Genomic DNA, 21,311 nt, shown 5'->3' on the forward strand with positions numbered 1-21,311 from the left:
CCATGCTGAAAACCCTGCTCGACGCGTTCGCATTGATCTCCACCTGGGAGGTCATCATCGCGATGTTCGCAGCCTCCGTGTACGGCCTCGTGATCGGCTCGCTGCCGGGCCTGTCGGCAACCATGGCGACCGCCCTGCTCGTCCCGGTCACCTTCTACCTGTCGCCGATCGCGGCGATCGCGACCATCGTCGCGGCATCCTCGATGGCGATCTTCTCGGGCGATATTCCCGGCGCGCTCTTGCGCATTCCCGGCACGCCCGCCTCCGCCGCCTATGCCGACGAGGCCTATGCCATGACACGCAGGGCCAGGCCGAGCTTGCGCTCGGGGCCGGCGTGTGGTTCTCCGCCGTCGGCGGCATCGCCGGCGTGCTGTCGCTGATGATCCTGGCGCCGCCGCTTGCCGAGATCGCGCTGTCGTTCTCGACCTTCGAATATTTCTGGCTGGCGCTGCTCGGCCTGATGTGCGCGACCCTGGTCGCGCGCTCCTCGCCGGTGAAGGCGATCGCGGGCATGTTCATCGGCTTGCTCGTTGCCTGCATCGGCATCGAGAATCCCGGCGGTGTGCCGCGCTTCACCTTCGGCCTCACCGACCTGTTCGGCGGCATCGAGCCGATCCCGGCGCTGGTCGGCGTGTTCGCGGTGGCGCAGGTGATGCGCGCGATGCTGACGCCCGAGCCGCCGCCGCTGCCGCGCCGAAAATTCGGAAGCATCCTGGCCGGCCAGTGGAAGCTGACCAAGCTGTATCGCTGGCAGATGACGCGCGGAAACATCGTCGGCATCATCATCGGCGTGCTGCCCGGCGCCGGTGCCGACATGGCCGCATGGGTCTCCTATGCGATGTCGAAACGCTTCTCCAAGGAGCCGGAAAAGTTCGGCACCGGCCATGTCGAGGGCCTGGTCGAGGCCGGCGCCAGCAACAATGCCAGCATCGCCTCGGGCTGGGTGCCCTCGCTGCTGTTCGGCATTCCCGGCGACACCATCGCCGCGATCGCGATCGGCGTGCTCTACATGAAGGGTCTCAATCCGGGCCCGACGCTGTTCACCGAGAAGGCGTCGAGCATGTACGCGATCTACCTGATGTTCATCATCGCCAACATCATGATGATCCCGCTCGGCATCGCCATGATCCGGGTCGCCGCCTACATCCTGCTGGCGCCGCGCTCGGCCATCATGCCGATCATCATGCTGTGCTGCGCGGTCGGCTCGTTCGCGATCGGCAACAACATGTTCGGCGTCGTCACCGTCGCCACCTTCGGCGTGATCGGCTATGTCATGGAGACGAACGGCTATCCCGTCGCCGCCATGGTGCTCGGCATCGTCATGGGCACCATGGTCGAGCAGGCCTTCGTGACCTCGCTGATCAAGTCCGACGGCAGCATTTTGCCGTTCTTCGAACGTCCCATCGCAGCCATTCTCGCCGCCATGGCGATCGGCGCCCTGCTCTGGCCGGTGATGGTGTGGATCTGGCGCAAGGTGAGGCAGCCGCAAGCCGCAGCAGCGGCGAGCCGGTGATATCGGGCGGGCGGGCCTCGCCTGCCCCGCCTCGGCGTTGTAAAGCAGAGGCATGACTGAGAAGAAGGCCTCGCTCGACATCAAATCCCTCGCCCGTGACCTTCGCGCCGGCAGCCGCGCGGCGCTGGCGCGCGCCATCACGCTGGTGGAGAGCCGGCGCGGCGACCATCAGGCGCTGGCGCGCGAGCTGGTGCAGACGCTGCTGCCGGACACCGGCAAGGCGTTCCGCGTCGGTATCACCGGCTCGCCCGGCGTCGGCAAATCCACCACCATCGATGCGCTGGGGACGTATCTCATCGAACAGGGCCATGAGGTCGCGGTGCTCGCGGTCGACCCGTCCTCGGCGCGCAGCGGCGGCTCGATCCTCGGCGACAAGACGCGGATGGCGCGGCTGTCGGCCTCCGACCATGCCTTCATCCGGCCGTCGCCGTCCTCCGGCACGCTCGGCGGTGTGGCGGCGAAGACCCGCGAGGCGATGCTGCTGTGCGAGGCGGCCGGCTTTGACGTCGTGCTGGTCGAGACCGTCGGCATCGGCCAGTCCGAGACCGCGGTCTGCGACATGACCGATTTCTTTCTCGCCCTGATGCTGCCGGGCGGCGGCGACGAATTGCAGGGCATCAAGAAGGGCCTCGTCGAGCTCGCCGACATGATCGCGATCAACAAGGCCGACGGCGACAATCTCAAGCGCGCCAACATCACCGCCGCGGACTATCGCGGCGCGCTGCACATCCTGGCGCCCCGATCCGAGCACTGGCATCCGCCCGTCGTCACCTATTCGGCACTGGCCGGCACCGGCATCGCCGAGCTCTGGCAGAAGGTGCTCGACCACCGCAAGGCGATGAATGCCTCCGGCGATTTCGCCGCGCGGCGGCGCGACCAGCAGGTGAAATGGATGTGGTCGATGCTGGAACAGCGCATGCTGGCGCGGCTGCGCAGCGAGGCATCGGTTCGCACCAAGGTCCGGAAGATCGAAGCCGAGGTCGCCGAGGGCCACCTCACCCCGGCACTCGCCGCCGAGCAGATCCTGGGATTGCTGCAATGAGCGAAAAACTCCGCATTCTCCTCACCGGCTTCGGGCCGTTTCCCGGAGCGCCCCATAACCCGACCCAGCCGCTGGTGGCACGGCTGGCGCAATTGCGCCGTCCGGCACTCGATGACGTCGCGATCACCAGCCACATCTTCCCGGTCACCTATGCCGCGGTCGACCGGCAATTGCCCGACCTGCTCGCGAAGGTGAGGCCGGATGCGCTTCTGATGTTCGGCCTTGCTGCGCGCACGCCCTACCTGCGGATCGAGACCCGCGCGCGCAACGCCGTCACCATGCTCTGGCCCGATGCCGCCAACACCCGATCGCGCAAGCGCGGCATCTCAGGCCATGCGGACGCCATGACGTTCGGCCCGCACACGGCAAGGCTGCTGCGCGCCGCGCGCCTCACCGGCATCGATGCACGGTCCTCGCGCGATGCCGGCGCCTATCTCTGCAATTACTTGAGCTGGCGCGCGATCGAGAACGTCAGGGCGGGTGGTCCGCAGCTCGCGGCGTTCGTCCATATCCCCCTGCTTGCGCGCAGCGGCGCCGTGCGCCGCAAGGGGTCGCCGCGGATCACGCTGGAGGAACTGGTGGACGCGGGGGAAGCGATGTTGATGGAGATGGTGCAGTTGGCAAGGAAGCGGCGCGCTTCGTAGGGTGGATTTGCGAAGCGTAATCCACCTCTTCTGCATCAACATGTTCCGTGCTCGCGGCGGCATGGTGGGTTATGCCTGCGGCTAACCTACCCTACGGCACCGCCCCTTGCGGTAAACATTTAACCCTACCTCGAACAATCCCCGCGCCTCCAACCGCCCTACGCTAACTATTCCGGCGCGGACGCCCCGCGTCCGCCGGAGGACGCCTCATGGACCTCAATCGCCGTCACCTCATCGGAGCTTCCACCGCCGGCGTCGCCGGCGCGCTGGCCATGCCGGCCGACGCCGCGCGCGCGGCGCCGCTGACGTCCCTGCTCGGCCGCGACGCCACCCAACATGGCGTTCGCCCCGGCAGCAGCGAGGATCAGACCCGCGTGCTGCAGCGCGCGATCGACGAGGCCGCGCGGGCGCAGTTGCCGCTGGCGCTGCCGCCCGGCGTCTATCGCAGCGGATTGCTGCGGCTGCCGCACGGCGCACAATTGATCGGCGTGCGCGGAGCAACGAAGATACTCTTCGCCGGCGGGCCCTCGGCAATCCAGAGCGAGGGTTCGAACTCCGTCGGTCTCTCCGGCATCAGCTTCGACGGCGGCGGCATTGCGCTGCCGGCCCGGCGCGGCTTGGTCCACCTGCTCGGCGGACGCGACGTCCGTGTCGTCGATTGCGAGATCACGAATTCGGGCGGCAGCGGCATCTGGCTCGAGCAGGTATCCGGCGAGATCTCCGGCAACATCTTCACCGACATCGCGGTGACGGCGGTGGTGTCGTTCGACGCCAAAGGCCTCAACGTCTCCCGCAACACGATTCTCGGCACCAACGACAACGGCATCGAGATCCTGCGCACGTCGATCGGCGACGACGGCACGCTGGTCGCTGATAACCGCATCGAGAACATCAAGGCGGGCCCCGGCGGCTCCGGCCAGTACGGCAACGCCATCAACGCTTTCCGTGCCGGCAACGTGATCGTGCGTGGCAACCGCATCAGGAACTGCGACTATTCCGCGGTGCGCGGCAATTCGGCCTCCAATATCCACATCACCGGCAACAGCGTCAGCGACGTGCGCGAGGTCGCGCTCTATTCGGAGTTCGCGTTCGAAGCCGCCGTGATCGCCAACAACACGGTCGACGGCGCCGCCGTCGGCGTCTCCGTGTGCAATTTCAACGAGGGCGGCCGCATCGCCGTGGTCCAGGGCAACATCATCCGCAATCTGATCCCGAAGCGGCCGATCGGCACCGCGCCGGACGACGATGCCGGCGTCGGCATCTACATCGAGGCGGATACGTCGGTGACCGGCAACGTGATCGAGAACGCGCCGTCCTACGGCATCGTCGCCGGCTGGGGCAGATATCTGCGCGACGTCGCGATCACGGGCAACGTGATCCGCAGGGCACTGGCGGGTGTGGGCGTCTCCGTCGTGCCGGGCGCCGGCATCGCGCTCGTCAACAACAACATGATCTCGGAGACCCCGCGCGGCGCCGTCGTCGGCCTCGATCACGCACGTGCCGTGACCTCGGATCTGTCGGCAGAGGGCGCGCAACGATTTGCGCAGGTGGTGCTCGGCGGCAATGCGGTCCGAAGGTAGGCGCGGCCGGCGGCCGGGCCGTTCATCCTTGAGGCCAGCCACGGGATGACGGAGCGAGAGCCGCGGCTGCTTCCCCTCTCCCACCTTCGGAGCGTTAGAACGCATTCCTGAGCAGCGGGTACTTGGCTTCCAGGCCGTCGAGGCTGAAGGTGAATTCGACGACGCGCTCGGGGGCTGCGACGACCTCCTCGGCCGGCGGGACGAATTGCGACAGGAGCGCCGCCATCGCGGCAGGCACAGCCGTCGGCGGCTTCGCGGCAGGCACCGCGAGCGGCGGCTTCACTTCCGGCACGGTGAACTGAGCCATTGCGGCTGGCGCGGCGAGCGACGATCTCACGGCGGGGGCGGTGAGCGGCGCCCTCGCAGCCGGAGCCCTGAGCGGTGGCATCTCGGCAGGCGCGGTAAATGACGCCAGGGCCGTGGGGGCCGCGAGCGGCGCTTCGGTGATCCCGGCAAGGACGTCCGGCGTCGGATCAAGCCTGACCGGCACGGCGGTCTCGGGGGCGATGTGGACGGACTTCGGCTGCACGGTCTGCGCCTGCTGCTCACGCGGAAATACGCGGGGCATGGTCGCCGGCGACCAGCCGAATGCCGGGGTCACGCTCGCCGCCGCCTCGGCGACGTCTCCACCGGTTGCGAGCGCGCGCCAGGTCTGGACCGCGAGCTTGGCTTCCTGGATATTTTCGAGGAATGCGATCTCGGAGTGATATCGGCGCCAGCGGCCGGTCTCGAACATTTCGGAGAGATGCTGCAGCCGCTGCTCGGCGAGAGCGCACCAGCGCGCCGCGACATCGCGGCCAGCAGCCACGACACGATCAGACGCGCAATCGGATTCTTGGCGATGTGTCATGAACCAGCCCGTCAGGAGAGAACACGGATGGGGGGACGCAACGCACACGAATCAATTTCAACGCGACATGAATATTTTGTGGAAAAGATTTGACTTGTCCAGCAACGACGCCGCCCACGTCGTCAAATACCGTAGTCGTGCGGAGATTTGCCGTGTTTTCGAGTCAAGCTTCGCACAGGCATAGCGGACCTGCTGCCTGCTTGCCCGGGCCGGACGTGGATGCCGGCGTGACCTTTCAACCGAAAGCTGAGCGTCCGCTGCGCTTCAAAGAATTCGACGCCCCCAAGCATCGATGCTGCGGATTCTGGTCTTGACGCATCTTCGTCACGCGACCCGGAATCCGCTAGGCTCAAAAACACTCTGAAAAGAAAAGACCCGTCCGGGGGGACAACCGGACGGGTCGAGCCATATGGGCGCTTGGGGTGGATGGGCGCTCGCGCCTGATATGACCGATGGGGAGGGATGACCGCTCCCACATAATTTGGTCGTGGCAGGGAGCTGAACGTTCAACGCGACGTTCGCTTTTTTGGCCTTCGGCCCGCGCGCATCTTTGTCGCAGCCGCTATCGCGCCGTCGGCCTATCCGGCTGAGAATCCGTGGATTTCTCATCCCCGCTCGACAGCGAGGGTTGTTCGATCGCGCGGCTATTGGGCTCATCGCGACGCTTGCCGGCATCTTCACGTTTTGTTGTACCGGACGCAGCCGCGACCGGCGTGGCGCTGTCGGCGGGAACGGCCATCACCGCGGCAAACGCATCGGTCTGGCCGTCGCCGAACAGCTCGTCACGCCCGGGCGAGCCGAGGTCGCGCGCGGTCTTGGCCAGCGTCATGCGCAGCGCTTCCGGCTTCAAGGCGTAATTGCGCTCGAGCAGCAACGCTGCGACGCCGGAGACATAGGCCGCCGAGAACGAGGTTCCCGACGTCATCTGGTATTTGCCGTCCGGCGCCGGCAGAAAGATGTCGACCCCGGGCGCCGCGAGGGCGATGTAATTGCCGCGGTTGGAGGCGGCGAACAGCCTGTCCTGCTGGTCGGTCGCGCTGACCGCGATGACGTTGGGATTGGCGGCCGGATAGAGCGGCGGCGACTTCGCGCCGGCATTGCCGGCGGCCGCGATCAGCACGAGGCCGCGCGCGGCGGTGGCCGCGATGGCGCGCTCGATCACCGCGTCCTTGGGACCGGCAAAGCTCATATTGACGATCTGCGCGCCGTGCTCGGCGGCATAATTCAACGAGCGCAGGATGATGTAGGACGAGCTTTCGGTGCCGCCGTTGGCCCCACCAAAGGCACGGATCGCGATGATGCGCGCTTCGGGCGCGCTACCCATCAGCCGGGCATGCGCCACGATCGCGCCGGCGATGCCGGTGCCGTGGACGTGCGGCCCCTCGGCGCTGCCGAGCGCATCGAAATTGTCGGCGACGGAATTGGCGAGCTCGGGATGCCTGACGTCAATGCCGGAGTCGATCACGGCGATGGTGACGTTGGCGCCCTGCGCCAGCTTATGCGCCTGCGGCAGGCGCAGCTTGGTCAGGGCATATTGGGCGGGATCGCCCTCGCTCGGGGTCCTCGATTTCTGGTCCTGGAGCGCATAGCGGAAGTTCGGCTGGACCGAGCGCACGCTGCCGTCGGCCGCGAACTCGCGCCGCACCGTCTCGTACGGACGGCCGTCCGTGATGCGGAACAGACCAAAGGTGGCCCCGATCAGCGGGAAATTCTCCGACGAGATGCGCGTCAAGCCGTGCCGGCGGGCCAGCGCGTCGGCATCGCCGGGCGACAGCGTGCCATCGATCTCCGCCACGAATTCATTGGCGAAGCTGCGCAAATTGGCGGCGGCGGCCGGCGTGGCGTCGCCCCGGCCCTTGCCGACGCTCTTCTTGCCGGATTTGGCTGCGCCACCGCCGCCTGCACTCGGCTGCGCCAGGCATTCGCCGTCGGCATCGCGATAGGGCGCGGTGCAGGCCGGATACAGGTTCGGCGAGTAGCGCGCATGGGGCAGCACCGTCGTCGTCGGCCGGATCCGCGACGTCGTGGCGTGGGGAATGGTGGCGATCGTCCGCGGGCCGGGGCCGACGTTGACGGCGCGCGCGGCGATATTGGGGCTGACCCGAGGGGTGATGCTCGGAGAGACGGTCGGCGTTCGCGAGGGCACGCTGATGGTGGGGGTGCGCATGATCGCCTGCGCCTGCGCAACCTCGACGCCGAGACAGCCGGCAATCAGAAGCGCCGCGCCGAACGCTTGCCGTTCAAGCATGATCTTTACGGAAAACCGCTGCGCACTTTTCCGGATCATGCTTCAGGGCGCCGCGACGGCGAGGTTGACGAACTTCTCGCGCTGCATCTTGCCGAGCAGCGAAGCCAGTTCGTCCTGGCTCATGGCCTTGTCGAACTGGAGCCGGAACATGCCGCCCCTGGCGCCGTCGATGATCGAGGCGTGGTAGCTGTCGAGCAGCGCAGTGATGTCGGCAATGCGCGCCTCGGGCGTGAAGCGCACCAGGGCGCGTGCCGGCGCGGCAGCACTGCCAAGCTCGCGCGTGATCGGCGCGCTGGTCGAGAGCGAAGCGGTCTGGAAGGTCGCGGGCTGGTTCTTCATCAGCACGGCGCCGATAACGCCGGCTTGCAGCACGAGCGCGACGGCGCCAAGGCCCGCCGACCACGCCAGCGTGCGCGGCGACAGGCTCGCGAAGAAGGTCGAGATGCGCGCCGACAGCGGCAGCGAGCCGGTCGCCCGCGCCGGCTCGGCGTCGATCGCGGCGAACAGCTTCTGCATGGCGCGCGCCGACGGCGCCCCCAAGCTCTCGTTCAGATGAATGGTCTCTTCGTATTCGCCGCGGATCGCGGCATATTGCCTGGCCAGCTCGGGATCGCGCGCCAGCGCTTCCTCGACCCGGCGCGCATCGCGCGCGTTCAGCGTGCCGGCAGCGTGCCACGGCAGCAGCAGTTCAATTTCACCGGGCTCTTGCTCCAGCATCTTCTTGCTCAAAGCCATCATGGCCAGCCTCGCTCAACGCCGGCTGCCTTCAGCAGTTCGGCCAGTTTCTTGCGCGCATAGAACAAGCGCGTCTTCACAGTGTTCTCCGGTATCCCGACGATTTCGGCCACCTCTTCCACGGACTTCTCGTGGTAGTAGACGAGATCGACGATTTCCCGGTGTTCCGGCGAGAGGCCCGTCAGACACCCCCGCAACGCTGCACTGGTATCCTTCTTCTGCACCACCGTTTCCGGATCGTCGGACGTGTCCTCGATCGCGTTCGCGGCGTCTTCGTCCAGCTCGAAATCCTTCCTGCGCCGAAGCGCAGACAGGGCCTTGAATCGGGTGATCGCCAGCAGCCAGGTCGAAACGGCGGATCGGCCCTCGAACTTGCCGGCCTGACGCCAGACGTCGAGAAACACCTCGCTGATGAGGTCCTCCGCTGCCTGCTCGTCCCGCACGAGCCTCAGCCCGAACCTGTAGACCCTGACATGGTGCCGCCCGTACAGCACCTGCATGGCGAGCCGGTCACCCTGGGCGATCCTGGCGATCAGGACCTCGTCCGAAGCCGCCTGTGTCACGCTCAAAGGCCGTCTCGCAAGGTTGGTCGGGTCGGCGCAGCAGACGGTTCGACTGGGGGTGCAAAATTGTTCAATTTAGCGCACTCGTACGGGCGCCAGTGTGATCCACCCCACATACGCGCTTCTTTCTTGTCTCGCCCGCAGCCATCCGCCGCCACAATCCAGATCGGTAACATAATACTGAGATACTTCCTTACGGAAATGCCTGTCCGGCACAGGCAGCCCGGCCTCTCCGGTTCCATAGCAGCGCCGCACGACATCTGTCTCGCCAAGCCCAACTTAGGCTCGATTGCACCGCAAACCGATGCCTGACCGCCGGCAAAATTTCTTTCGCCGGCCCATCACCTTGTTCCGTGCTGCACGGTTCGGATTCGGTTTCAAAAGGATACCAAACCTAAAGGCTTGCCACGTAGATTTCTACGCTGACATTCACCTTGGCGGGATCATGGGCACGGCCGCGACGTCATTTCCCGAGAGGAATGCTGCTGAGGTCGCGGATATCGTCCGCGCCCCCGAGGCTGCGGCCCCCGAGGTCCAGGCGCGGCGGGCCCGGCAGCGCCGCCAGATGTATATCGGCCAGGTGGCGAGCTATTCGCTCGGCGCATCCGTCCTGCTGCTCTACGCCTATGGTGGCACGGTCGACATGGCCGTTCCCTCGCTGTTCTGGTTCGGCGGCCTCCTGATCATCGGGACCTTCACCGTGCTGTCGGAAGCCGGCATCGGCGACCGGTTTGAGGATCACTACCTCACCGTGTTCCAGATCTCGGCGCACATGGCGCTGCAACTGCTGTTCCTGCTCGCCGTGCCGACGGTCGGGGTCGCGTTCCTCGCCGTGCTGTTTCTGATCTTCGCGTTCGGCACGCTGCGCATGACCTCGCGCCAGGCGATGGTCACCTGGGGCCTTGCCACCTGCGGGCTTGGCTTCGTCTTCCTGGGTACGGACCTGCCGATCGGACTACCGGTTGCGACCCGCCTGGAGCGAACCGCCTCGATGCTGTGCTTCGTGCTGGTGATCGGCCAGTGCGCCTTCCTCGGCCTGTTCGGCGCAACCCTGCGCAAGATCCTGTACCGGCGCAGCATCGAGCTGAAGGCCGCCTATCGGCGCATCGAGGAACTGGCCGAGCTCGACGAGCTCACCGGCTCCTACAACCGCCGCTGCATCATGCGCCTTCTCGACGCCGAGATCGAAAAGTCGCGACAGACCTCGGCTCCCTGCGCGATCGCGCTGATCGATCTCGACTGGTTCAAGCGCATCAACGACGCTCACGGCCATCCCGTCGGCGACGAGGTGCTGCGCACCTTCGCGATCACCATTTTCGCCAATATCCGCCCGTCCGACAGCTTTGGCCGCTACGGTGGCGAGGAATTCCTGCTGCTGCTGCCGGACACGTCGGGCGATGCCGCCCAGCGCATGCTGGAGCGCCTGCGCAGCATCGTCGCCGATCTCGACTGGGGTGCATTCTCCCCAGGCATGCGCGTGACCATTTCTGCGGGCGTCGTGACGCTGCGCGATCTTGATACTGCCGACACGTTTCTCGCTCGCGCCGACCGCGCGCTCTATTCCGCCAAGGCGCAAGGGCGCAACCGCATTGCAACCAGCTGACCAATCCATTTGATTCCGGCGCGACAGAAGCGGCCGGACCGAACGCTCCAGGACAGGGCAATGAGATCCAAATCCGTAAAATCATCCGAGAATCTGCTCGAGGAACTGCAGACTGCGCTCTCGCACGGCACCGTGGCGCGCCGGGTCGAGACGCTGCGCCGCGTCACCGATCTCTTCGTGGGCAACGCGGTCGACTATTCCGACGACCACATCCGCTTGTTCGACGACGTGTTCCAGTGCCTAGTCGAACAGATCGAGACGTCGGCCAGGGCGCTGCTCGCCGACCGTCTCGCACCGATCGCGGCCGCGCCGCCGCAAATCATCCGCACGCTCGCGCTCGACGAGGTCATCGAGGTCTCCGGGCCCGTGTTGTCGAAATCGGAACGGCTGGACGAGACGACCTTGATCGAGGTCGCGCGTACGAGAGGCCAGGCGCATCTCAAGGCGATCTCGCTCCGGCGCGTGCTGTCGGAGGCGCTGACCGACGTGCTGGTGACGCGCGGCAACGCCGACGTGGTGCAGTCGACCGTCAATAATCCGGGCGCGCAGCTCTCCGAGGGAAGCCTCACCGACCTCGTCACCCGCGCCGAACGCGACGACGACCTCGCGACCTGCATCGGCCTGCGGCCCGACCTGCCGCGCCATTACTATCTGAAGCTGGTCGGCAAGGCGTCCTTGAGCGTGCGCAGGAAGCTCGAGGCGGCGCATCCGGAGTTCGCGGACGAGGTGTCGGGCGTGGTCCAGGAAGTCGCGCAGAGGATGCGCGCCGCCGCCATGAACAAGCAGACCGAGATGGCGCGCGCGCTGGTGAAATCGCTGCACGAGGACGGCCGCCTCGACGAACTCCAGCTCACCACTTTCGCCGAGCAGGGCAAGTTCGACGAGACCAATGCGGGGCTCGCCGCGCTCGCGGGCGTCGCGGTCGAGACCGCCGAGACCATGATGATCGAAAGCCGCACCGAGGGCGTGATGATCCTCGCCAAGGTCGCGGGCATGTCCTGGCCGAGCGTGCGCGCCATCATCACCATGCGCGAGAAGCTCTCGGGCGGCCCGCAGGCCGACATGCTGACGCTGCGCGACACCTACCAGGCGCTGCGCTCGTCGACCGCGCAGCAGGTGTTGCGCTTCCACCGCATGCAGCAGAGCACGATTCCGGCGGCGTGAGGCCGGCTCGTTAGTATCTTAGGACTTTGGATCCCACTGCCGCGCCGATCGCCGCCACCAGCGCGGTCGCGAGCGTGTACCAGGTCGCGACGAACAGCGGGGAGTCGTCGGTGCAGTGCGAGGCGTAGAGCGTCGCGGCGAGGCCGGCCGAGACCAGGCCGGCGAGCGCGCCTGCAAGCGCGGGATGCGAGGGTGCACCATGCCGCAGGCCGAACAGCGCACCTGCGAGCAGCGGCAGCGACATCGCGGGGATGGCGACCAGGCACACCCTGGAGTTCTTGCCCATCAGCCGCATCGTCATCGGCATCGCCGGCGCCATCATCGCCTCGCTGCCGATCGCGACCGCCAGCAACCCGACCGGAAGCAGCAGCAGCCAGCCCCAGCCGCGCATCAAGGCTTCGGGACGCGACAGATGCAGGCTGACGATGATCGCGGGGATCGCGAGCGACAAGGTGACCGCGAACTTCATGTCGAAGAACGGATTGCGCATGGCCGTCATCACGTCAGGCCGCATTCCGAGGAAGGTCGCGAAAATCAGGATCGACAGCGGCGCGGCCACCAGCAGCGCCATGGTCAGCACGGTCCCGACGCGCGGCACGCGGTGAGCGTTGTCGGCTGCGAGCGAGCGGATCAGTTGGTCGGTATCCATGACTAGTGGTCCCGCAATTTGGCAGTCAGTGCCGCAAGTCCGCGATGCAGGGCGACTCGCACCGCGCCTTCGCTCATCGAATACTTCGCCGCCGTGTCCTTGATCGAGGCGCTCTCGACCGCGATCGACTGCAGCACGTCGCGCTGGCGCTGCGGCAGCGTGCCCAGTTGCGCCGCGACCTCGCCGGCCGAGGCCGTCTCCTGCGGCGCCTCGCCCGGCAGCGTCTCGGCGAAATCGTCGATGTTGACGAAGACGCGCCTTCCGCGCCGCCTCAGCGCATCGATCAGCTTGTTGCGGGCGATCGCGAACAGCCAGGGTGCGAAGGGGGCTTCGCTGTCCCAGGTGTGCCGCTTCAGGTGCACCGCCAACAAAATCTCCTGCACGATATCCTCGGCCTGATCGGGAGGCTGCCCGGCCCGCGCCAGGCCGCGCCTCGCCGCGGCGCGCAGCACCGGCGTGACCGCCTTCAACAGGCGATGATACGCCGCATCATCGCCTGCCATGGCCGACCGCATCAGGCCGGTCCATTCGTCCTCACGTCCGCGCACGCGCGCCCTCACCATGCAATTCGGCCGTTCGATCAATTTGTTACGCGAGGCGGCCAGAATCACGAATTCGTGATCTGCGCCGGGCCTCGCGACCGATACGGCCGTCAATCTCTGCGACGGCTCATAACACCGATCGCCCCGGCCCGCACCCGGCGGCCGGCAGCACGGAGCCGGTTTGCCCCGTTTTTGCCCGGTGGTGCCCGAAGATTCCCATTTTCCGCCCCGCTGTCGTCACGCCCCAGGGTCTCTGTTCGCTTCCGGGACGGGCGGATTTGGGGAGATCATCACATGATGAAAGCCAGCGGGCGCGCGGCCCTGATTGTTGTGGCCGGGCTTTTGTTGCTGTTCGGAGGTTCTGCACAGGCGGAGCCAAGCTCAGCCGCGAGCAAATCGGACAGCGCGGGCAAGCAGGCCGACGCGGCCAAGCCGAGCAAGCATCGGCGCCACGAGTCACGCCGCACCAGCACCGGCAAGACGGCACAGAAACCCGACGACAAGGCTGATGCTCAGGCAAAGGCCGACGGGGCCAAGTCTGAGAGCAAGTCTGAGAGCAAGGCGGCCGACAACGACCTGCCCGCCTCGGGCCAGATGCCGCCGGCGGTTGCCAACGCCAACGCGCAGCTCGTAGCCACCGACACGCCGACCTCGGCTGCGGCCTCCGCGATGACGGACCGTGCCAACGGCAATGTCCAGGCCGCAGCCGACAATACCAGCGTCCCGAACGCCGAGAACCAGGTCGTCGCACCCGATCAGCTCAACGACATCGACCGCGCCGCGCAACAGGACGATCCGCCGGCACAGAAGGCGGTCATTGCCGCAACCGAGGCCCAGCCCCGGCCGGCGCCGGTGATGGCAAGCAGCCAGCAGAGCTCGGCCTGGGACCAGAGCTCCCTGATCGGTAAAATCTTCATCGGCGTCGGCACGCTGCTGACGCTTGCGTCCGCCGCACGCATGTTCATGGCCTGATCGCGGTTCCGCCGGGACGCGCGGCCCCGCGCGTCCCGGCGGCTCCGGCCCTCTTGAAGGCATCCGCGCCAGCGGGCACATTGCCCGCTCAATCAAACGCGTGGGTGGAGCATGAGCACGTTCGAACACATCATCGTCGAGAGCAAAGGCGCGGTCGGCATCATCAAGCTGAACCGGCCGAAAATGCTCAACGCGCTCTCCTTCGGCGTTTTCCGCGAGATCGCCGCCGCGGTCGATGATCTGGAGGCCGACGATGCCATCGGCTGCATCATCGTGACCGGCAGCGAGAAGGCCTTTGCCGCCGGCGCCGACATCAAGGAGATGCAGCCGAAGGGCTTCATCGACATGTTTTCGGAGGATTTTGCCGCGATCGGCGGCGACCGCGTCGCACGTTGCCGCAAGCCGACGATTGCGGCGGTTGCCGGTTACGCGCTCGGCGGCGGCTGCGAGCTCGCCATGATGTGCGACATCATCATCGCCGCCGACACTGCGAAGTTCGGCCAGCCCGAGATCACGCTCGGCACCATTCCCGGCATCGGCGGCACCCAGCGCCTGACGCGCGCGATCGGCAAGTCCAAGGCCATGGACCTGTGTCTCACCGGCCGCATGATGGATGCGGCGGAAGCCGAGCGAAGCGGCCTCGTCAGCCGCATCGTGCCCGCTGACAAGCTGATGGACGAGGTGATGGCGGCGGCCGAGAAGATCGCCGCGATGTCGCGCCCTGCCGCCGCGATGGCCAAGGAAGCGGTGAACCGCGCCTTCGAGACCACGCTTGCCGAAGGCATGAGCGTCGAGCGCAACCTGTTCCACGCGACCTTCGCGCTGGAGGACCGCTCCGAGGGCATGGCGGCGTTCATCGAGAAGCGCAAGCCGGTGAACAAGAACCGGTAACGGCGCCGAACGGTCAGGCTGTTGTCAGGCTCACCACGCTACACGGGATCCCTGTGACGAAGCTGCAACAAGCACGGATTTCATGGGGGTTTTCCCCGCGGCAGTTTGCCTGCGGGACCTCGGCTGGTTAAACAGCTAAGAGGCCACCGTCGGCGGGGGCGGACAGCCGGGATTAAGCGAGATTACATGATTGGGCGTGCCGCCAGAGCTGGTCGCGTGATGACGCGGCGCCGACCGGGCGCAGGTGCCGTGCTTGCCACATGGGCCGCGCTGGCGCTCTGTGGCGCCCTGCCCTCCGCCGCCTGGGCCGAAGCCCTGCCGGAGGCGCTCGCCAAGGCCTACCAGACCAATCCGCAGCTCAATGCAGAACGGGCGCGACAACGCGCCACCGACGAGAACGTGCCGCAGGCCCTCGCCGGTTACCGGCCGCAGATCGTGGCGAGCCTCAGCGCCGGCCTGCAATCAGTGCGCAATCTATTGCCCGACAACACCATCCAGACCGGCAACCTGAAGCCATGGATCATCGGCGTCACCGTGACGCAGACCCTGTTCAACGGCTTCCGGACCGCCAACAACGTGCGGGCCGCCGAGCTCCAGGTGCAGTCGGGCCGCGAGGCGCTGCGCAATGTCGGCCAGGGGGTGCTGCTCGACGCCGTCACCGCCTACACCAACGTGCTCGCCAACCAGTCACTGGTCGAGGCGCAGCGTTCCAACGTCGCCTTCCTGCGCGAGACGCTCGCGGTCACCCAGCGCCGCCTCAACGCCGGCGATGTCACGCCGACCGACAGCGCGCAGGCAGAGGCGCGCCTCAATCGCGGCCTTGCCGATCTCAACGCCGCCGAGGTCGCGCTTGCCGTCAGCCAGGCGACCTATGCGCAGGTCATCGGCAATTCACCGTCGCAGCTTCGGGCCGCCGAGGCCGTCGACCGTTATCTGCCGAAGAGCCGCGAAGACGCCATGACGATGGCGATCCGCCAGCATCCGGCGGTGATGGCCGCAAGCTTCGACGTCGATGTCGCCTCCACCAACATCCGCATCGCCGAAGGTGTATTGCTGCCGAGCGCCACCATCCAGGGCAGCGCCAGCAAGAGCCGCAACAACGATCCGACGCTCGGCACTTTCGCCGAGGACCAGGCCTCGATCATCGCCAACGTCACGGCCCCGATCTATGACGGCGGCCAAGCCGCCGCGCAGACCCGGCAGGCCAAGGAGATCACGGCGCAGAGCCGGCTCGTGCTCGACCAGATTCGCAACCAGGCGCGCACGGCCGCGGTCAGCGCCTGGGTTGCCAACGAAGGGGCCAAGGTCGCGGTCTCGGCCTCGGAATCGAAGTGAAGGCCGCGACCGTCGCGCTGCAGGGCGTGCAGCGCGAGGCCGCCGGCGGACAGCGCACCACGGTGGACGTGCTGAACTCGCAGGCCGACCTGATCCAGGCCAAGGCCCGCCTGATCGGCGCACAGCGCGACCGCGTCATCGCCTCCTACACGCTGCTCAGCGCCATCGGCCATCTCGACGTCAAGACGCTGAACCTGAACACGCCGGACTACCTGCCCGAGGTGCACTATCACCAGGTCCGCGACGCCTGGCACGGCCTGCGCACGCCGTCGGGGCAATAGGCTCAACTCATCCGGGCGGAGCCGATGCAAAGAGCTTCGGGCTCCGGCGTGACGACGCTCGGTCGGGCGCTTGCGGGCCGGCTTGCGCTGCCGCATCACGACACCGACGACTATTTCTGGCTGCCGACCGTGCCGCCCTACCGGACCACGCGTCCGGCATCCGAGCAGCTGCGTTTGATGCACGAGATGTTTCTGCCGCGCCTGGATTGGGTGCTGAGCGGATCCGTCACCGGCTGGGGCGAGGAGCTTGTTCCATTGTTCGATCTCGTGGTCTTCGTGACCACGCCGCGCGAGATCCGGCTGCAGCGCTTGCGCGCCCGCGAGGCGGCCCATTTCGGCGCGGACGCCGTCGCGCCGGGTGGCTGGCGCCATGACGAGACCGAGTCCTTTGTCGATTGGGCCTCCCATTACGAGGCCGGAGATCGCGAGGGCCGCAATCTCGCCGAACACGAAGCCTGGCTCGCGGACCTGCCCTGCCCGATGGTGCGCATCGACGGCTCGCGCCCGCTTGCGGGCCTTGTCGAGCAGCTATGCAGCGAAGCGCAGCGGCGGTTGCCAAGCTGATGTGATAATGTCCCGTACAACTTCAAGAAAATAGAACAGGGAGAGAACCCGTGCTCAACCGACGCAGCGTCCTGCTTGCCTCTCTTGCCGCCGGAGCCGCCATGACCAGCAGAGCCCATGCGCGTGCCGCGCAGCCCGCGACGCCGGTCAATTTCGACGTCCCCGCGCATGCCTGCGACTGCCACACCCACATCCATGGCGATGTCGAAAAATTCCCGTTCTTCGCAGGCCGCGTCTATACGCCGGAGCCGGCAAGCCCTGAAGAAATGGTCGCGCTGCACAAGGCGCTGCATATCGAGCGCGTGGTGATCGTCACTCCGAGCGTCTACGGCACCGACAATTCCTCCACCCTGTTCGGCATGAAGGCGCGCGGCGCGACCGCGCGCGGGGTCGCCGTGATCGACGACAGAACCACCGAGGCACAGCTCGATGCGATGCATCAAGATGGCTTCCGTGGCATCCGCCTCAATCTGGCGACGGGCGGCGTCAACGATCCCAATGTCGGCCGGCCTCGCTTCACCGCCGCCGTCGAACGCATGAAGGCGCGCGGCTGGCACGTGCAGCTCTACACCACGCTGGCAATGATCTCGGCGATCAAGGACCTCGTCGAGGCGGCGCCGGTACCCGTCGTGTTCGACCATTTCGGCGGGCTCGAAGCTTCGCTCGGGCTGGAGCAACCCGGATTCTCCGACCTGATCGCGCTCGTCAAGTCCGGCAAGGCCTATGTGAAGATCTCCGGCGCCTATCGCTCCTCGAAGCTCGCACCCGACTATCAGGACATGGTGCCCTATGCCCGGGCGCTGATTGCGGCCAATGCGGACCGCATCGTCTGGGGCACCGACTGGCCGCATCCGGATTCCAGCCGGGTCGAGGGACGCAAGCCCACCGACATCGCGCCGCTCTACCAGATCGATGACGGGCGCCTGCTCAACCAGCTTCCGGTGTGGGCGCCGGATGCCGAGCTACGCAAAAAGATCCTGGCCGACAACCCGGCGCGGCTTTACGGGTTCTGACGCTCAGCGCCCGCGGCGCGAGAAGAACGAGATCAGGACCGGCAAGGTCACGAGGATCACGACCGGCGCCAGCATCATGCCGGTGACGACGACGACCGCGAGCGGTTTCTGCACCTGCGAGCCGATCCCCTCCGACAGCGCCGCCGGCAGCAGGCCGACGCCGGCGACGATGCAGGTCATCAATACCGGCCGGAGCTGCAGCTCACCCGTGCGCACCACCGCGGTCATGCGGTCCACGCCCTCTTCGATCAGCTGGTTGAACTGCGACAGGATGATGATGCCGTCCATCACGGCGATGCCGAACAACGCGATGAAGCCGATCGCGGCGGAGACGCTGAAGGCGGTGCCTGATATCAGCAGGCCGAGCACGCCGCCGAAAATCGCCATCGGGATCACGCTCATCGCGAGCAGCGTGTCGGTCATCGAGCCGAAATTGAACCAGAGCAGCACGCCGATCAGCGCCAGCGAGATCGGCACCACGATCGACAGACGGCGGATCGCGTCCTGGAGATTGCCGAACTCGCCGACCCATTCCATGTGCGAACCGGGCGGCAGCTGCACCTGCTCCGCGATCTTCTGCTGGGCCTCGCTGATCGCGCTGCCGAGGTCGCGCTCGCGCACCGAGAATTTGATCGGCAGATAGCGTTCCTGCTGCTCGCGATAGATGTAGGCCGCGCCCGAGACGAGGCTGATGGTGGCGACCTCGCTCAGCGGGATCTGGGTGACGGTGCCGTTCGGCCCGGGCGCGCCGATCCGCAAATTCTGGATTGCCTCCGCGCTCCTGCGATATTCCGGCGCGAGGCGGACAATAATCGGGAAGTGACGATCGCTGCCCGGCTCGTAGAGGTCTCCCGCGGTGTCGCCGCCGATCGCGACCTTGATCGTGGCATTGATGTCGCCCGGCGCAAGGCCATAGCGCGCGGCCTTGGCGCGGTCGATGTCGATCTGGACGGTCGGCTGCCCGAGCGAGGTGAAGACCGCAAGGTCGGTGACGCCCTGCACGGTGGCCAGCACCTGCTTGATCTTGTTCGCGGTGTCGGTGAGCGCCTGGAGGTCGCTGCCGAACAGCTTGATCGAGTTCTCACCCTTCACGCCGGAGACGGCTTCGGAGACGTTGTCCTGGAGGTATTGCGAGAAGTTGAACTCGACGCCGGGGAAGCGGTCGTCCAGCTGCTTGAGCAATTGCGCGGTCAGCTCCTCCTTGTCGCGCGTGCCGGGCCACCGGCTGACGGGCTTGAGCGGCGCGAAAAACTCGGCGTTGAAGAAGCCGGCGGCATCGGTGCCGTCGTCGGGACGGCCGTGCTGCGATACGACGGATTCGACCTCGGGCCGGGCGCGGATCACCTTGCGCATCTCGTTGACGTAGGAATTGCCTTCCTGGAGCGAGATGGTCGGCGGCAGCGTGGCGCGAATCCACAGATTGCCCTCTTCCAGCTTCGGCAGGAATTCGAGGCCGAGCAGCCGGCTGAGCGCCACCGTCATCAGCACCAGGCCGGCCGCGCCGCCGAGCACGATGTTGCGATTGGCGACCGCCCATTGCAGCAGCGGCGAGTACACGCGGTGCAGGATCAGCATGACCCTGGTCTCGGTTTCCTCGACATGCGCGGGCAGGATGATCGCGGACAACGCCGGCGTGACGGTGAACGTCGCAAGGAGCCCGCCGGCCAGCGCATAGGCATAGGTGCGCGCCATCGGTCCGAAGATGTTGCCCTCGACGCCCGACAGCGTGAACAGCGGGAGGAACGCCGCGATGATGATCGCCGCAGCGAAGAAGATCGAGCGCGAGACGTCGGCGGCCGCGCTGAGGATGGCGTGGCTCTTCATGCCGAACAGCGCCTCGGACGACATAAGTCCGGATCCCGACCTCGGCGTCGTGTGCGTCAGGCGGCGGAAGATCGCCTCGACCATGATCACGGTGGCATCGACGATCAGGCCGAAATCGATCGCGCCGACCGACAGGAGGTTTGCCGATTCACCGCGCAGCACCAGGATGATGACCGCGAAGAACAGCGCGAACGGAATGGTGGCGCCGACGATCAGCGCGCTGCGGAGATCACCGAGGAAGATCCACTGCAACAGCACGATCAGGAGAATGCCGACCACCATGTTGTGCAGCACCGTGTGGGTGGTGAGCTCGATCAGGTCGCCGCGGTCGTAGATGCGTTCGATGCGCACGCCGGGCGGCAGGATGCTGGAACTGTTGATTTGCTGGACGAGCTGGTGGACACGCTTGATGGTCGGCGAGCTCTGCTCGCCGCGCCGCATCAACACGATGCCCTGCACGATGTCGTCGGCGTCGTCGAGGCCGGCAATGCCGAGGCGCGGCTTCTGGCCGACGGTGACGGTGGCGACGTCCTTGACCAGCACCGGATTGCCGCCGGTCTGTGCCACCATGGTATTTGCGAGATCGTCGATCGAGCGGATCAGGCCGACGCCGCGCACGACGGCCGATTGCTGGCCGATATTGACGGTGTTGCCGCCGACATTAACGTTGGAATTGCCGACCGCCTGCAGCAATTGCGGCAGCGTCAGCCCATTGGCGACCAGCTTGTTGAAATCGACCTGGAGCTCGTAGGTCTTGCTCTTGCCGCCCCACCCGGTGACGTCGATGACCCCCGGCACGGCGCGGAAGCGGCGCTGCAGGATCCAGTCCTGAATGGTCTTGAGGTCGAGCACGCTGTAGTTGGGCGGACCCACGAGACGGTAGCGGAAGATCTCGCCGATCGGGCTCAGCGGCGAAATCTGCGGCTGCACGTTGCCGGGCAGCGGCGCGAGCTGCGCCAGGCGGTTCAAGACCTGCTGCAACGCCTCGTCATAGGTGTAGGCGAAGGAGAACTGAATCTTGACGTCGGAGAGACCGTAGAGCGAGATGGTGCGGATGGTCGTGATGTTCTTCAGGCCCGCGACCTGGGTTTCGATCGGGATCGTGATGTAGCGCTCGATCTCCTCCGCCGAAAGTCCCGGGCTCTGCGTCACGATATCGACCATCGGCGGGGTCGGATCGGGATAGGCCTCGATGTTGAGCTGGTTGAACGCGATCAGGCCGCCGATCAGCACGGCGACGAACATGCCGACCATCAGGAAGCGCCGGTTGACGGCAAGAGCGACGAGACGATCCATTC

General features: G+C 66.5%; 16 protein-coding genes and 2 pseudogenes. 11 read left to right on the plus strand and 7 right to left on the minus strand.

The window, feature by feature from the left end:
- Positions 1 to 2 precede the first annotated feature (2 nt).
- The 4 genes and pseudogenes from ACETMP_RS12565 (at position 3) to ACETMP_RS12580 (ending at position 4,779) form a co-directional block, all read left to right on the plus strand.
- A pseudogene (locus ACETMP_RS12565) lies at positions 3 to 1,513 on the plus strand (tripartite tricarboxylate transporter permease).
- A 52-nt stretch (positions 1,514 to 1,565) separates the two neighbouring features.
- Positions 1,566 to 2,555 carry a methylmalonyl Co-A mutase-associated GTPase MeaB gene (gene meaB, locus ACETMP_RS12570; RefSeq protein WP_375161170.1) on the plus strand — a complete coding sequence of 330 codons (990 nt, stop codon included), beginning with the start codon at positions 1,566 to 1,568 and terminating at the stop codon, positions 2,553 to 2,555.
- On the plus strand, positions 2,552 to 3,199 hold the full coding sequence (locus ACETMP_RS12575; RefSeq protein ID WP_375161171.1) for a pyroglutamyl-peptidase I: 648 nt from the start codon (positions 2,552 to 2,554) through the stop codon (positions 3,197 to 3,199). Before meaB ends, ACETMP_RS12575 begins: the two co-directional genes overlap by 4 nt.
- Positions 3,200 to 3,408: 209 nt before the next feature.
- Entirely contained in the window at positions 3,409 to 4,779 is a 1,371-nt protein-coding gene (locus tag ACETMP_RS12580) for a TIGR03808 family TAT-translocated repetitive protein (protein WP_375161172.1), read from the plus strand.
- A gap of 94 nt (positions 4,780 to 4,873) precedes the next feature.
- Here the strand turns inward: ACETMP_RS12580 and ACETMP_RS12585 are convergent, their stop codons facing one another.
- From ACETMP_RS12585 to ACETMP_RS12600, 4 genes are all read right to left on the minus strand, one after another.
- Positions 4,874 to 5,587: a TIGR03809 family protein gene (locus ACETMP_RS12585; protein ID WP_375161173.1), complete on the minus strand. Its 714-nt coding sequence runs from the start codon at positions 5,585 to 5,587 to the stop codon at positions 4,874 to 4,876.
- 604 nt (positions 5,588 to 6,191) lie between these two features.
- On the minus strand, positions 6,192 to 7,877 hold the full coding sequence (locus ACETMP_RS12590) for a S8 family serine peptidase (protein ID WP_375161174.1): 1,686 nt from the start codon (positions 7,875 to 7,877) through the stop codon (positions 6,192 to 6,194).
- Positions 7,878 to 7,919: 42 nt separating this feature from the next.
- Complete coding sequence (locus ACETMP_RS12595; protein WP_257177490.1) at positions 7,920 to 8,615, minus strand: hypothetical protein; 696 nt, start codon at positions 8,613 to 8,615, stop codon at positions 7,920 to 7,922.
- On the minus strand, positions 8,612 to 9,181 hold the full coding sequence (locus tag ACETMP_RS12600) for a sigma-70 family RNA polymerase sigma factor (RefSeq protein WP_028135360.1): 570 nt from the start codon (positions 9,179 to 9,181) through the stop codon (positions 8,612 to 8,614). The genes ACETMP_RS12595 and ACETMP_RS12600 overlap by 4 nt, the downstream gene beginning before the upstream one ends.
- Positions 9,182 to 9,620: 439 nt before the next feature.
- Here ACETMP_RS12600 and ACETMP_RS12605 point away from each other — a divergent pair, with 439 nt between their 5' ends.
- Positions 9,621 to 10,778: a GGDEF domain-containing protein gene (locus ACETMP_RS12605; protein ID WP_375161175.1), complete on the plus strand. Its 1,158-nt coding sequence runs from the start codon at positions 9,621 to 9,623 to the stop codon at positions 10,776 to 10,778.
- Positions 10,779 to 10,838: 60 nt separating this feature from the next.
- Positions 10,839 to 11,942 carry a DUF2336 domain-containing protein gene (locus tag ACETMP_RS12610; protein ID WP_375161176.1) on the plus strand — a complete coding sequence of 368 codons (1,104 nt, stop codon included), beginning with the start codon at positions 10,839 to 10,841 and terminating at the stop codon, positions 11,940 to 11,942.
- A 10-nt stretch (positions 11,943 to 11,952) separates the two neighbouring features.
- On the opposite strand, the gene ACETMP_RS12615 is transcribed toward ACETMP_RS12610, so the two are convergent.
- Both ACETMP_RS12615 and ACETMP_RS12620 read right to left on the minus strand, forming a co-directional pair.
- Positions 11,953 to 12,591, minus strand: coding sequence for an NrsF family protein (locus tag ACETMP_RS12615; RefSeq protein ID WP_375161177.1), 639 nt, complete (start codon positions 12,589 to 12,591; stop codon positions 11,953 to 11,955).
- A 2-nt stretch (positions 12,592 to 12,593) separates the two neighbouring features.
- Positions 12,594 to 13,139 carry a sigma-70 family RNA polymerase sigma factor gene (locus ACETMP_RS12620; protein WP_375161178.1) on the minus strand — a complete coding sequence of 182 codons (546 nt, stop codon included), beginning with the start codon at positions 13,137 to 13,139 and terminating at the stop codon, positions 12,594 to 12,596.
- 288 nt (positions 13,140 to 13,427) lie between these two features.
- Here ACETMP_RS12620 and ACETMP_RS12625 point away from each other — a divergent pair, with 288 nt between their 5' ends.
- The 5 genes and pseudogenes from ACETMP_RS12625 (at position 13,428) to ACETMP_RS12645 (ending at position 18,189) form a co-directional block, all read left to right on the plus strand.
- Complete coding sequence (locus ACETMP_RS12625) at positions 13,428 to 14,105, plus strand: hypothetical protein (protein ID WP_375161179.1); 678 nt, start codon at positions 13,428 to 13,430, stop codon at positions 14,103 to 14,105.
- A gap of 111 nt (positions 14,106 to 14,216) precedes the next feature.
- Positions 14,217 to 14,996, plus strand: coding sequence for an enoyl-CoA hydratase (locus ACETMP_RS12630; RefSeq protein WP_126256282.1), 780 nt, complete (start codon positions 14,217 to 14,219; stop codon positions 14,994 to 14,996).
- Positions 14,997 to 15,182: 186 nt separating this feature from the next.
- Positions 15,183 to 16,612: pseudogene (locus ACETMP_RS12635) on the plus strand (TolC family outer membrane protein).
- A 24-nt stretch (positions 16,613 to 16,636) separates the two neighbouring features.
- Entirely contained in the window at positions 16,637 to 17,176 is a 540-nt protein-coding gene (locus ACETMP_RS12640; RefSeq protein WP_375161180.1) for a hypothetical protein, read from the plus strand.
- A 50-nt stretch (positions 17,177 to 17,226) separates the two neighbouring features.
- On the plus strand, positions 17,227 to 18,189 hold the full coding sequence (locus ACETMP_RS12645; RefSeq protein ID WP_375161181.1) for an amidohydrolase family protein: 963 nt from the start codon (positions 17,227 to 17,229) through the stop codon (positions 18,187 to 18,189).
- A gap of 3 nt (positions 18,190 to 18,192) precedes the next feature.
- On the opposite strand, the gene ACETMP_RS12650 is transcribed toward ACETMP_RS12645, so the two are convergent.
- Complete coding sequence (locus ACETMP_RS12650) at positions 18,193 to 21,309, minus strand: efflux RND transporter permease subunit (protein WP_375161182.1); 3,117 nt, start codon at positions 21,307 to 21,309, stop codon at positions 18,193 to 18,195.
- Positions 21,310 to 21,311: the final 2 nt, after the last annotated feature.

Origin of the sequence: Bradyrhizobium dasycarpum, assembly GCF_042019905.1 — a bacterium.
In the GTDB taxonomy this organism is placed as follows: Bacteria; Pseudomonadota; Alphaproteobacteria; order Rhizobiales; family Xanthobacteraceae; genus Bradyrhizobium; species Bradyrhizobium japonicum_B.

Bases quoted from the DNA above. Each gene is read 5' to 3' on its own strand.
- meaB (WP_375161170.1), top strand. From the start codon at position 1,566: ATGACTGAGAAGAAGGCCTCGCTCGACATCAAATCCCTCGCCCGTGAC.
- ACETMP_RS12575 (WP_375161171.1), top strand. From the start codon at position 2,552: ATGAGCGAAAAACTCCGCATTCTCCTCACCGGCTTCGGGCCGTTTCCC.
- ACETMP_RS12580 (WP_375161172.1), top strand. From the start codon at position 3,409: ATGGACCTCAATCGCCGTCACCTCATCGGAGCTTCCACCGCCGGCGTC.
- ACETMP_RS12590 (WP_375161174.1), bottom strand. From the start codon at position 7,877: ATGCTTGAACGGCAAGCGTTCGGCGCGGCGCTTCTGATTGCCGGCTGT.
- ACETMP_RS12595 (WP_257177490.1), bottom strand. From the start codon at position 8,615: ATGATGGCTTTGAGCAAGAAGATGCTGGAGCAAGAGCCCGGTGAAATT.
- ACETMP_RS12605 (WP_375161175.1), top strand. From the start codon at position 9,621: ATGGGCACGGCCGCGACGTCATTTCCCGAGAGGAATGCTGCTGAGGTC.
- ACETMP_RS12610 (WP_375161176.1), top strand. From the start codon at position 10,839: ATGAGATCCAAATCCGTAAAATCATCCGAGAATCTGCTCGAGGAACTG.
- ACETMP_RS12615 (WP_375161177.1), bottom strand. From the start codon at position 12,591: ATGGATACCGACCAACTGATCCGCTCGCTCGCAGCCGACAACGCTCAC.
- ACETMP_RS12625 (WP_375161179.1), top strand. From the start codon at position 13,428: ATGATGAAAGCCAGCGGGCGCGCGGCCCTGATTGTTGTGGCCGGGCTT.
- ACETMP_RS12630 (WP_126256282.1), top strand. From the start codon at position 14,217: ATGAGCACGTTCGAACACATCATCGTCGAGAGCAAAGGCGCGGTCGGC.
- ACETMP_RS12640 (WP_375161180.1), top strand. From the start codon at position 16,637: ATGCAAAGAGCTTCGGGCTCCGGCGTGACGACGCTCGGTCGGGCGCTT.
- ACETMP_RS12650 (WP_375161182.1), bottom strand. From the start codon at position 21,309: ATGGATCGTCTCGTCGCTCTTGCCGTCAACCGGCGCTTCCTGATGGTC.